This is a genomic window from Asticcacaulis sp. (genome assembly GCF_047605585.1).
In the GTDB taxonomy this organism is placed as follows: domain Bacteria; phylum Pseudomonadota; class Alphaproteobacteria; order Caulobacterales; family Caulobacteraceae; genus Asticcacaulis.
Genome location: NZ_JASGFK010000001.1, coordinates 1,151,186 through 1,163,020, shown reverse-complemented (window position 1 = coordinate 1,163,020; position 11,835 = coordinate 1,151,186). Strand labels below are relative to the sequence as shown.

Below are 11,835 nucleotides of genomic sequence, written 5' to 3'. Positions count from 1 at the left end.
AAACGTTCTGTGGCCCTTCAGCCATATGAGGAAGCGTATATGTCCAGGCCGGTTGTGGGTGGTGGTGTCAAGAAGGTGCTGTATGCCCTGCAAACAGCCCAGCGCATCGGTCTGGAAAATACCGCCAAGGCCTTAACCGCCCACAATACCTGCAAGGCCTGCGGGCTCGGCATGGGCGGGCAAAAAGGCGGCATGACCAATGAGGCCGGCGAATTCCCCGCCGTCTGCAACAAGTCGATCCAGGCGCAATCGACCGATATCCAGCCCAGCATCCCGGTTGAAGTCCTGACTCATTCGTTGGCCGACCTGCGTGAACTCGACGGCTACGAACTGGAGCATCTCGGCCGCCTCGCCACGCCAATTTACAAGCCGAAAGACAGCGACTGTTATCAGCCCATCGGCTGGGACGAAGCCCTCGATCTGGCGGCGGCGCGCTTTGCAGCCGCAACGCCGCAGCGTAGTTTCTTCTATTCTTCAGGGCGTTCCTCCAACGAGGCCGGCTTTATCCTGCAATTGCTGGCGCGCGCCTTTGGCACCAACAATGTCAACAACTGCTCCTACTACTGCCATCAGGCGACCGGCGTAGGGCTCGGCAGCACCATCGGCACCGGCACCTCAACCGTCGAACTGGAAGACCTCGACCGCTGTGACTTCGTCATGGTCATCGGCGCCAATCCCTCCTCCAACCATCCGCGCTTTATCCATAAGCTGAAGGGCGTGCGCGATCGCGGCGGAGAGGTAGTGATCATCAACCCGGCGAAGGAGGCCGGCCTGGTGCGCTTCGCCCTGCCGAAGAGCGTCAAATCCATGCTCACAGGTGGTGACTGGATTGCCTCGGACTATCTCCAGCCGCGTATCGGCGGTGATATGGCGGTGCTGAAAGGCCTGGCCAAGGCGGTGCTGTCGGCGAGCGCGCAAGATGACGCTTTCATCAGCGCCCATAGCAATGGTTTCGAGGCTTTCCGCGCCGATATCGAAGCCACCGGCTGGGAGGAAATCGAGGTACAGGCGGGGCTGAACCGTACTGAGATCGAGCGCGTGGCGAGTCTTTACAGCAAGGCGCAATCGGCCGTCTTTGCCTGGGGCATGGGCATCACGCACCATCTCAATGGCTGCGATAACGTCGAATATATCGCCAATCTCGCTTTGTTGCGCGGCCAGATCGGTCGGGCGGGCGCCGGGCTTCTGCCGCTACGTGGTCATTCCAATGTGCAGGGCATTGGCACCATCGGTGTCAAGCCGGTGCTGGCGAAAGAGGTGCTGGAAAAGATGGAGGCCGCTTTCGGTATCGACCTGCCGCAGGACAAGGGCCTCGACACCATGGCCTGCATGAAGACGGCGCACGCCGGCGGCATGGGTGCGGCCCTGCTGATGGGCGGCAACCTCTTCGAGGCCAATCCGGATAGCCGGTTCGCCGAAGAGACCATGGACCGGATCGGCTTCAAGCTCTATCTGACAACCACACTGAACAAGGGCCATATCCACGGCTGCGACCAGTCCGAAGCGCTGATTTTACCGGTGACGGCGCGCGATGAGGAATGGCAGCCGACGACGCAGGAATCGATGTTCAACTTCGTGCGTATGTCCGATGGTGGCATTACCCGCCTGCGCACTGTCCGACCGGAGAGCGACATCCTGTGCGATCTGGCCCAGCGCCTGCTGCCGGAGAGCCCCATCGATTTCGCCGCTTTCAAACAGCACAAAACGGTGCGCGAGACCATCGCCCGCATCGTTCCCGGACTGGAGGATCTGGCGGATATCGATGTGGCCAAACGCGAATTCCATGTGCGCGGCCGTCTGCTGCACACACCGGAATTTCACACCCTCGACGGCAAGGCCAGTTTCGTCACCCGTCCTATGCCGAAGCGGCATGATGGTTTGTGGCTGACCACGGTGCGTTCGGAAGGCCAGTTCAACAGCATCATCTATGAGCGCAAGGACAGCTATCGCGGTGGTATCGACCGCTGGAGCGTGATGCTCAATGCCGAGGATCTGGCGGAACAGGGCTTTCAGGATGGCGATATCGCCACCCTGGAATCCGACACGGGCACCATGAAAGATGTCACCCTGCGTGCCTTCGATATCGCCCGCGGCTCGGTTATGGCCTATTATCCGGAGGCCAACTGCCTGACCGGCACGGCGGTCGATCCGCGCAGCCGAACGCCAGCCTTCAAGGCAACAGCAGTTACCTTAAGAAGATAGGGCTGCTTACTTCCCCTGCACGCCGAGCAGTTGAATCCGGAAGATCAGGGTCGAATTAGGCGGGATATCGTCGCCGGCACCTTTTTCGCCATAGCCCTGGCTGGGCGGCGTGTAGAGGGTGATCTCGTCGCCGACGTGCAGCAGCGGGATAACCTGCTGCCAGGCCGGCACCAACTGGCCCAGCGGGAATTCCGCCGGCTCGTTACGGGCATAGGACGAATCGAAGACATGGCCATTAAGCAGCTTGCCTTCGTAATTGATCTTGACCGTGTCGCTGACTGTCGGCTGGGCGCCGGGAGTCGCGGCATGCGAAACGATCTTGTACATCACGCCCGAAGGCAGCTTGATGATATCCGGCTGCTTGGCGATATCGGCCAGATAGGCCTCGCCATCCTTCAGGTTCTGCGCGGCGGCGGCATCGGCCGAGGCCTGCATGGCGGCCAGTTGCGCCGTGGTGTCGGGCGATTGCCCGCAGGCGGTCAGGGCCAGCAGGCCTGCCAGAGCGAGGAGCGGAAGGATGCGCATTACTCGTTTATTCCCAGCAATTGCACACGGAAGATCAGGGTCGAATTGGGCGGGATTTCGCCCAGGTCGCGTTCGCCATAGGCCGAGGTCGGCGGCGTATAGAGGATGATCTCGTCACCGACATGCATCAACGGGATCACCTGCTGCCAGGCCGAAATCAGGCGGCCGAGCGGGAAGTTGGCCGGCTCATTGCGAGCAAAGGAGGAGTCGAAAACCGAACCATCCAGCAGCTTGCCCTCATAATTGATGGTCACATTATCCGCCACGGTCGGTTGCGCGCCAGGATTGGGCGAGCGCGACACGATCTTGTACATCACGCCGGAGGGCAGAACGCTGACGCCCGGCACCTTGGCGGTTTGCGTCAGGAATTCCTGACCCTTTTGCAGATTTTGCTCGGATACGGTTTGGGCGTTTGTCTTGTCCATGGCTTGTCCACATGCGGTAAGAATGAAAGCGAGAGCGAAGATGGAGGTCTTTTTAATCCATGCGGAGGGCATAGCCTGTGCTCCTGAGGGCTTCTGAAATTTCAAAGGCATGACGCGGGCCTTGCGTTTCCACCATGATGTCGAACTCTGCCCCCTTGGCGGGGACATCGAGCACCAGGCGGTTATGCGCCACATCGACGATATTGCCGCCCTTTTCGGCGATAACATCGGCCATGCGCGACAACATGCCGGGGCGATCGTCACCCAGAATGCGGTAGGTGACAAGGCGTTTTTCACGGACCAGTTCGCGCTGGAGCACGCTGGCGAGCAGACGCAGATCGATATTGCCACCGCAGAGGATCAGGCCGACATTCAGACCCTCGAAACGGTCAGGATAGCGCATGACGGCGGCCAGACCGGCAGCGCCGGCGCCTTCGGTGACGGTTTTCTCGACATTGGCCAGGGCGGCGATGGCGTGTTCGAAATCGGCCTCATCGATGATCAGCACATCATCGACCAGTGGATTGGCCAGATCGAAGCTGATATCTCCCACTTCCTTGACCGCGATGCCCTCGGCAATGGTGGCGCCTCCCATCGGGATCGGCATGCCCCGGCGGCGGGCGGTGAAGGAAGGAAACATGGCCGCTTCGACACCGATGATCTTGATCCATGGCTTCATCGCCTTGGCGGCGATGGCCGCGCCGGCGATCAGGCCGCCGCCACCGATCGGCACCAGAATAACATCGAGTTCCGGCACATCCTGCAGCATTTCCATAACCAGGGTACCCTGGCCGGTCAGGACCTGCTCATCATTGAACGGATGGACATAGACCCCGCCCTTTTCGTTACACAGCTTTTGCGCGATAACAGAGGCCTCGTCATAACTGTGGCCCTCGATCACCACCTCGGCGCCATAGCCCAGGGTCTTCTCGACCTTCACGAAGGGCGTGCCGATCGGCATGACGATGGTGGCCGGGATACCGAGGCGTTTGGCGTGATAGGCCAGACCTTGGGCGTGGTTGCCGGCAGAGGCCGCGAAGACGCCGCGCGACTTTTCATCTGCGTTCAGCTGAAGCAGTTTGTTGAGCGCACCGCGTTCCTTGAAGGCCGAGGTATATTGCTGGTTTTCCGACTTGAGCCACAGCTTCGTCTTCGTCACCGCGCTCAGGCGTTGCGAGAAGGCACAGGGCGTGCGCACGACATGGCCCTGGATGCGTTCGGCGGCGGCTTCGATATCTGAAAACGTAACGGTCATAATGGGCCTCCCTTACCAGAGGCGACCGGGCGTGGCTTTCAAAAAATGCCACGGTATCGAAAAACATTAGATATTTAATTACAAATGAAATTATATTTACAATTTTGATCTGGCTTCATCAAAATTTTCCAAATTTGACCGCAAAAATACTCAAATGGCGTATGCTTGTTTGGATTCACGCAACTTAATGCTTATGTTGCGTGTAAATTCAGCCGGAGAATAGCGAAAATGATCGAAAATGTGCCCGACTTCTTCTCTCCGGCTGTTCACGGTTTCGTTCGCATCGCCTGCGTCACCCCGAAGGTCCATATCGCCGATCCGCAGGCCAATCTGACCGAACATCTGGTGCTGGCGCGCCGGGCGGAAGCCGCTGGCGCTGATTTGGTCGTCTTTCCGGAGCTGTCGCTATCGGCCTATGCCATTGACGACCTGTTCACGCAGGATGTCCTGTTGCAGGCCGCAAAAGGCGCGCTCAGTGAACTGATCGCCATTTCCGGCGATATACGGCCGGTCCTTGTGGTGGGCCTGCCGATGCGGATCGAAGGTGCCATCTATAATTGCGCCGCCGTCATTCATCAGGGACGGTGCTTAGGGATAGTGCCAAAGACCTTCCTGCCCAATTACCGTGAATATTATGAGAAGCGCTGGTTTGCCTCGGCCGCCGACCTGGCGCCGACCTTTATCGAACTGGCGGGCCAGCCGGTCCGGGTCGGCACAGATCAGATTTTCCGCGCGCAGGATTTCGAAGCCTTCACCTTCGGCGTCGAAATCTGCGAGGATCTGTGGGTGCCGCAGACGCCCTCAACCGCACTGGCCCTGCACGGCGCCAATATTATCGTCAATTTGTCCGCTTCTCCGGTCGTAGTTGGCAAGTCGCGCGCCCGCAAGCGTCTGTGCGCCGCCGCTTCCGAGCGAATGTTTTGCGCCTATGCCTATTCCGCCGCCGGACCGGGCGAATCGACCACCGATCTTTCCTGGGATGGTCAGTCATTGATCTATGAACTGGGCGAATTGATCGCCGAGGGGGAGCGCTTCACCTCGGACAGCCTGACCCTGGCCGATATCGATGTCGACCGCATCGCCAATGAGCGCCTGCGCACCGTTACCTTCAACGATGCCCGCCAAACCGTGGCCGCTGACATCACCGTCAATCTGTTCGACCACGACGCACACGACCTGATCGATTTCCACCGTCACGTCGCGCGCTTTCCTTACGTGCCCGCCGATCCGGAACGGCTGGACGAGGATTGCTATGAGGCCTTCAATATTCAGGTCCATGGCCTGATGCAGCGGCTCTCGACCAGCCGCACGCAGAATGTCGTCATCGGCATTTCCGGCGGGCTCGATTCCACCCATGCCGTGATAGTCGCCTGCAAGGCGTTCGACCGGCTGGGCCTGCCGCGCGCCAATATCCATGGCTACACCATGCCTGGCTTCGGCACCTCGACCGGCACGAAGAACGACGCGCTGAAGCTGATGAAGGCGCTGGGCATTTCGGGTGAAGTGCTCGATATACGCCCGGCGGCTAAGCGGATGCTGATGGATATCGGCCACCCCTATTCGCGCGGCGAAAAGGTCTATGACGTCAATTTCGAGAACGTCCAGGCGGGCCTGCGCACCGACTTCCTTTTCCGGCTGGCGGGTGAAAAGAAGGGGTTTGTTGTCGGCACGGGCGACCTCAGCGAACTGGCGCTTGGCTGGTGTACCTATGGTGTCGGCGACCATATGAGCCACTACAATGTCAATTGCGGCGCGCCCAAGACCCTGATCCAGCATCTGATCCGCTGGGCGGCGGCGCGGGAGTTCGACGTGAAAACCGGCCGTATTCTGCAATCGGTACTGACGCGTGAAATCTCGCCGGAACTGGTACCGATCGAGGCCGGCGTGATCCAGAAGACGGAGGATAAGGTCGGTCCCTACGAGCTTCAGGACTTCAACCTCTATTACATCACACGCTATGGCCTGAAACCTTCCAAGGTCGCCTTCCTGAGCTGGCAGGCCTGGCAGGGAAAATACACGCTTCCTGAAATCCGGAAATGGCTGGAACTGTTCCTGTTCCGCTTCTTTACGATCTCACAGTTCAAACGCTCGGCCGTCCCCAATGGACCGAAACTGATCTCCGGCGGCGCCCTCAGCCCGCGCGGCGACTGGCGCATGCCCTCGGACGCCAATGCCAAGATCTGGCTGGAGGAATTGAAGGCGAACGTGCCGGAGATATAGCCTATCATGAAATTTCATGATAAGGTGCTGTCAGGAGTCCAGCGAAGAGACCACCATGACCGAACATCAGCCCAGAGAAAAATTCGCCACCCAGATGGACAGCGCCCTGCTGGCCGAATTGCGTGCCCTGGCTAAGTCAGAAGGCCGGCAGTTACAATCATTGGTCGAGGAAGCCGTCGGTAAGCTGCTGGAAGCGCGGCAAGAAACCAAGACGGAACCCGATTTCGAAATGCTCATGAAGCGTAACCATGACCGCTATGCCAGCGTCTTCGAGAAACTTGCCAAGTAGGTGACCCGTTATCTAACTGTCCGGCAGGTCCTCAGAATTCATGAGGATCAACTTATGCGTCATGGCGGGGCATCAGGCGTGCGCGATCCCGGACAACTTGAGTCCGCCCTATTCCGTCCGCAGACAGGCTATTATGCCGATCTGATAGCGGAAGCGGCCGCTCTCTGGGAAAGTCTGTCGCAAAATCATCCGTTCGTCGACGGCAATAAACGGACGGCCCTGTCTTCGATGTTGATGTTCCTGAACCTCAACGGTCTGGATATTGTCGTGCCGGATGATGATCTATGGGTATTCGTAAATTGTCTTTACGATACGCACAGCTTCCGTTTTGAAGCCTTGGAGCCGTGGCTTCGTAAACATGCCGCTCCATTGACGCTCTGACTATTTCAACCTAACCGCCGAGCCATTAAAGCTGCACGATAAACCATGATAGGTCGTGCAGATGCCGCTTTCAGAAACGGTCAGCCGGTCACCGTCTTTTTTGATGGTAACCGTGCAGGTCGTAGTCTCGTCCGGTTGCAGGGTCAGGCCGAGTGCGTCGGGTGATATATCCTTTGCCGTCTCGCCGCCGGCCAGGCCGATATCGCCGGTGCAGCCATCGGCCGTCGCGGCCACCAGAACCACCTTGTGCGCGCCCGGCGTGCCGCTGACCCGCACCATCAGGTCGCCCTCGTACTTGCCGGGCCAGTCATCGCTGACCGGCGGCGGCGCTTCGGCGGAAACAGAGGCATCGGCCGCTTCCGGTGCCGGCTTCGAACATCCGGTCAGAGCCAGCAAAACAAGGGCAGCACAGGCAATGCGCATATCTACTCCTTGAGCTTTTCGGCCAGCAAACGCGCCTCAGCCGCACGGCTCGAACCGGCGCGCCAGATAACGACAATATCGCGGAAGGCGTGATCCGAGGCAAGGGGGCGCACGCAGACCTCATCGGCCTTCACCATGCCCGATTCGACCGCCATCGCCGGCAGCAGGGAGACACCGAGGCCCGAACCGACCATCTGCACCAGCGTATTGAGCGAGGTCGCCGCGAAGCCGCCACCATGATTGGTGGCATAGGTCGACAGCGATTCCGAGGTACCGGTCGGCGAGGTCCAGGAACAGGCAGCCAAAGCATGATCACGCAGGCAGTGGCCGTCCTCCAGCAGGATTAGTTCCTCGTTTTTCAGGTCTTCCGGCGCAATGCGATCGCCACCAGACAGGCGATGGCCCAGCGGCGTGGCAGCAACAATCTCGTCCTTGCAGATAAAAGCATGATCGAGTCCCGCCAGATCATAGGGCAGGGCAATGACGGCGGCATCGAGCGCACCGGATTTCAGCGAAGCGATCAGGCGGGCCGTCTGGTCCTCGCGCAGAAAGAGCCGCAGGTCGGGAAAATCCTTGCGCAGCTTGAGCAGGGCCTTGGGCAGCAGGAAGGGCGCGACCGTGGGGATGACACCCAACCGGAAACGTCCGGTCAGCGGGCGGTTGGCGCCGCGCGCCGCTTCCACCAGATCTTCGGCGCGCGCCAGAATGTCTTCCGAACGTCTGAGCGTTTCCTCGCCGACGGCCGTCAGGATGACCTGTCCGCGCGAGCGATCAACGACACGCACGCCCAGGATCTTTTCCAGTTCGGCGATGCCGGATGAGAGCGCGGGCTGCGACACGAAAGCCGCTTCCGCCGCGCCGCCGAAGCTCTTATGTTCGGCCAGCAGCTTGAGATATTGCAATTGTCTGAGAGTGGGAAGCATGATGGCAATATAAGATCAGTTTATTGAATTGTCAAAATTCATAAACATATTCGATACGAAGTATTTAATCCAAATCCGAGGCCCGTAATGTCTATCGAAACCCTGCAAAGCCTGATCCCCGCCTATGCCCGCGATCTGTCGCTGAACCTGACCAACCTGCTGGCAGAGACTATATTGAACGAGCAGCAGAAATGGGGGGCCTTCCTGTCCTGCGCCCATGCCATCGGCGTGCCGGCCGTGGTGCAGAATATCGAAGCGGCCGCCGCAAAGATCATCGCGCCCGAAGCCATCACCGCCGCCAAGGCTGCCGCGGCCATTATGGGCCTGAACAATGTCTATTTCCGTGCCCTGCATCTGATGCAGAACAAGGAATACGAAAAGATGCGTTCCGGTCTGCGCATGAACATCCTGACCAATCCGGGCATCGACAAGGTCGATTTCGAACTGTGGGCGCTGGCAGTTTCGGCGGTAAATGCCTGCGGCCTGTGCATGGACAGCCACGAAAAGGTGCTGCGCGGCCATGGCGTCAGCGCGCTCCAGGTGCAGGCGGCCCTGCGTATCGCCGCCACGGTCAATGCCATTTCAGCCGTGCTGCGTGCCGAGAGCGCGTCAATTCATCCGGACACGTCTTTATAAGAAAAATCTATGCAAAAATAAAATAAAAGAAATTTGCCCTATTGAACGTTTTAAGCGATTGTCCGGCCGTACCGCTTACCCGGTTTCACACTTATCAAGGAAATACTCACCATGGCTCTCATCAACACCGCCATTAAGCCGTTCAAAGCGACCGCTTACAAGGAAGGCAAGTTCGTCGACGTTTCGGATGCCGACACCAAGGGCAAGTGGTCCATCTTCTTCTTCTATCCGGCCGATTTCACCTTCGTGTGCCCGACCGAGCTGGAAGACCTGGCCGGCATCTATCCGGAACTGCAAAAGCTGAACGTCGAAGTGTTCTCGGTCTCGACCGACACGCATTTCTCGCACAAGGCCTGGCACGACACCTCGCCCGCCATCGGCAAGATCAACTACTACATGGTCGGCGACCAGTCCGGCACCATCACCAACAACTTCGACGTGATGCGTCCGGGCGTCGGTCTGGCCGACCGCGGCACCTTCCTGGTCGATCCGGACGGCATCATCCAGTTCATGGAAATCACCTCGGAAGGCGTCGGCCGTAACGCCACCGAACTGCTCCGCAAGGTCAAGGCCGCGCAATACGTCGCTTCGCACCCCGGCGAAGTCTGCCCGGCCAAGTGGGAAGAAGGCGAAAAGACGCTCGCCCCTTCGCTCGATCTCGTCGGCAAGATCTAATCCAAGGCATGGGGGAAACGATCTTTCCCCCATGAACCCCCTTTGAATTTGAGAAAAGCGCCCTAGGGGCGACCCTGCGGGCGCTTTTCACTTCTTTGCTTAGAGTTATTCTCCTTATCCAGGCTTTGCGGAGCCTGAATATGGACAATGATTTCCCCCTATTTCTAACGGAGTATCACCATGCTTGACGCAGGGTTAAAGACGCAACTGAAGGCGTATCTGGAAAACCTCCGGACGCCGATCGAACTGGTCGCTACGGTCGATGACAGCGCGAAATCGCGCGAAATGGTCGAGCTGTTGAACGATATCGTCGAGGCCTCGGATAAGGTCTCGCTGAAGACCGATGGCAGCGATGCCCGCGTGCCTTCCTTCGCTATCGTTCGCCCCGGTTCCGATATCAGCGTCACCTTTGCTGGCCTGCCGATGGGCCACGAATTCACCTCTCTGGTTCTGGCCCTGCTGCAAGTCGGTGGTCACCCGCCACGCGTCGAAGCCGACGTGATCGAGCAGGTCAAAGCGCTGGATATCGACGGCGAACTGAAATTCGAGACCTATTTCTCGCTGACCTGCCAGAACTGCCCCGATGTGGTGCAGGCGCTGAACCTGATGAGCGTGCTCAATCCCAAGATCAAGCACGTCGCTATCGATGGCGGCCTGTTCAAGGACGAGGTCGAGGCGCGCCAGGTCATGGCCGTGCCGACCATCCTGGTCAATGGCGAACCTTTCGGTCAGGGGCGCATGGGCCTAGAGCAGATCCTCGCCAAGATCGATACCGGCGCGCATCAGCGTGAAGCCGCCAAGATCGACGCCAAGTCGGAATTCGACGTTCTGGTCGTCGGCGGCGGTCCGGCCGGCGCGGCCGCGGCCATCTATGCAGCGCGCAAGGGCATCCGCACCGGCGTGGTGGCCGAGCGTTTCGGCGGCCAGGTGCTCGACACCATGGCGATCGAGAATTTCATCTCGGTCTCGCACACCGAAGGGCCAAAGCTGGCCACAGCGCTGGAGCAGCACGTCAAGGAATACGAAGTCGACATCATGAACCTGCAAAAGGCGACGGCGCTGATCCCGGCGTCCGAGCCCGGCGGTCTGGCGGAAGTGTGTCTGGAAAGCGGCGCCGCCGTGCGCGCCCGCACCGTGGTCATCTCCACCGGCGCCCGCTGGCGCCAGATGGGCGTGCCCGGTGAAGATCAGTACCGCAACAAGGGCGTGGCCTATTGCCCGCACTGCGATGGTCCGCTCTTCAAGGGCAAGCGCGTGTCGGTCATCGGCGGCGGCAATTCCGGCGTCGAGGCGGCCATCGACCTGGCCGGCATCGTGGCCCATGTCACCCTGCTGGAATTCGCACCGGAACTGCGCGCCGACGCCGTGCTGCAACGCAAGCTCTACAGCCTGCCGAACGTGACGGTCATCACCGAAGCCCAGACCACGGAAGTCCTGGGTGATGGCGCCAAGGTGACCGGCCTGGTCTACAAGGATCGCATCCATGACGTAACGCACACGATCGAATTGGAAGGCATCTTCGTCCAGATCGGCCTGTTGCCCAATACCGAATGGCTGAAGGGCACGATCAACCTCTCCCCGCGTGGCGAGATCGAGATCAATGACCGCGGCGAAACCTCGGCGCACGGCATCTTTGCCGCCGGCGACGCCACCACCGTGCCGTATAAGCAGATCGTCATTGCCATGGGCGAAGGCTCCAAGGCGGCGCTGTCGGCCTTCGATCACCTGATCCGGACATCGGTGCCGGTGGATATTGCCGCGGAGTAGGTTAAGGCCAGGAGGCACAGCCTCCTGAACCTCATAACTCGACAATGTTTAATCGTTTAAACAACAAAAAACCGGACCTCTTGAGGCCCGGTTTTTTGTTGTTTAGTGGACTAA

The 11,835-nt window shown here is 59.3% G+C and carries 12 protein-coding genes; 7 read left to right on the top strand and 5 right to left on the bottom strand.

Features of this window, described 5'->3' with window-relative positions; all coding sequences use genetic code 11:
* Nucleotides 1-39: 39 nt before the first annotated feature.
* Nucleotides 40-2,202: an FdhF/YdeP family oxidoreductase gene (locus QM647_RS05485; RefSeq protein WP_414994465.1), complete on the top strand. Its 2,163-nt coding sequence runs from the start codon at nucleotides 40-42 to the stop codon at nucleotides 2,200-2,202.
* 6 nt (nucleotides 2,203-2,208) lie between these two features.
* On the opposite strand, the gene QM647_RS05480 is transcribed toward QM647_RS05485, so the two are convergent.
* Genes QM647_RS05480 through QM647_RS05470 form a run of 3 tightly spaced genes read right to left on the bottom strand, consistent with a single transcriptional unit; the run spans nucleotide 2,209 to nucleotide 4,407 of the window.
* The gene (locus QM647_RS05480) at nucleotides 2,209-2,727 is read right to left on the bottom strand and encodes an FKBP-type peptidyl-prolyl cis-trans isomerase (RefSeq protein ID WP_414994464.1); all 519 of its coding nucleotides are present in this window, start codon (nucleotides 2,725-2,727) and stop codon (nucleotides 2,209-2,211) included.
* A complete protein-coding gene (locus tag QM647_RS05475) occupies nucleotides 2,727-3,152 on the bottom strand; it encodes an FKBP-type peptidyl-prolyl cis-trans isomerase (RefSeq protein WP_414994463.1) in 426 nt (141 codons plus the stop codon). The genes QM647_RS05480 and QM647_RS05475 overlap by 1 nt, the downstream gene beginning before the upstream one ends.
* Nucleotides 3,153-3,204: 52 nt before the next feature.
* Nucleotides 3,205-4,407: a threonine ammonia-lyase gene (locus tag QM647_RS05470; protein ID WP_414994462.1), complete on the bottom strand. Its 1,203-nt coding sequence runs from the start codon at nucleotides 4,405-4,407 to the stop codon at nucleotides 3,205-3,207.
* Nucleotides 4,408-4,635: 228 nt separating this feature from the next.
* On the opposite strand from QM647_RS05470, the gene QM647_RS05465 reads away from it, so the two are divergent.
* Genes QM647_RS05465 through QM647_RS05455 form a run of 3 tightly spaced genes read left to right on the top strand, consistent with a single transcriptional unit; the run spans nucleotide 4,636 to nucleotide 7,297 of the window.
* A complete protein-coding gene (locus tag QM647_RS05465; RefSeq protein ID WP_414994461.1) occupies nucleotides 4,636-6,627 on the top strand; it encodes an NAD(+) synthase in 1,992 nt (663 codons plus the stop codon).
* 55 nt (nucleotides 6,628-6,682) lie between these two features.
* On the top strand, nucleotides 6,683-6,916 hold the full coding sequence (locus QM647_RS05460; RefSeq protein ID WP_414994460.1) for a hypothetical protein: 234 nt from the start codon (nucleotides 6,683-6,685) through the stop codon (nucleotides 6,914-6,916).
* Entirely contained in the window at nucleotides 6,917-7,297 is a 381-nt protein-coding gene (locus QM647_RS05455) for a type II toxin-antitoxin system death-on-curing family toxin (RefSeq protein ID WP_414994459.1), read from the top strand.
* Here QM647_RS05455 and QM647_RS05450 read toward each other — a convergent pair whose 3' ends face one another.
* The gene (locus QM647_RS05450) at nucleotides 7,298-7,720 is read right to left on the bottom strand and encodes a hypothetical protein (RefSeq protein WP_414994458.1); all 423 of its coding nucleotides are present in this window, start codon (nucleotides 7,718-7,720) and stop codon (nucleotides 7,298-7,300) included.
* A 2-nt stretch (nucleotides 7,721-7,722) separates the two neighbouring features.
* Entirely contained in the window at nucleotides 7,723-8,643 is a 921-nt protein-coding gene (locus tag QM647_RS05445) for a hydrogen peroxide-inducible genes activator (protein WP_414994457.1), read from the bottom strand.
* Between the two features lie 87 nt (nucleotides 8,644-8,730).
* Between QM647_RS05445 and QM647_RS05440 the strand changes: the two genes are divergently transcribed.
* The 3 genes from QM647_RS05440 (at nucleotide 8,731) to ahpF (ending at nucleotide 11,721) form a co-directional block, all read left to right on the top strand.
* A complete protein-coding gene (locus QM647_RS05440; RefSeq protein ID WP_414994456.1) occupies nucleotides 8,731-9,279 on the top strand; it encodes a carboxymuconolactone decarboxylase family protein in 549 nt (182 codons plus the stop codon).
* 111 nt (nucleotides 9,280-9,390) lie between these two features.
* Nucleotides 9,391-9,954 carry an alkyl hydroperoxide reductase subunit C gene (ahpC, locus tag QM647_RS05435; RefSeq protein ID WP_414994455.1) on the top strand — a complete coding sequence of 188 codons (564 nt, stop codon included), beginning with the start codon at nucleotides 9,391-9,393 and terminating at the stop codon, nucleotides 9,952-9,954.
* 180 nt (nucleotides 9,955-10,134) lie between these two features.
* Nucleotides 10,135-11,721, top strand: coding sequence for an alkyl hydroperoxide reductase subunit F (ahpF, locus tag QM647_RS05430; protein WP_414994454.1), 1,587 nt, complete (start codon nucleotides 10,135-10,137; stop codon nucleotides 11,719-11,721).
* Nucleotides 11,722-11,835: the final 114 nt, after the last annotated feature.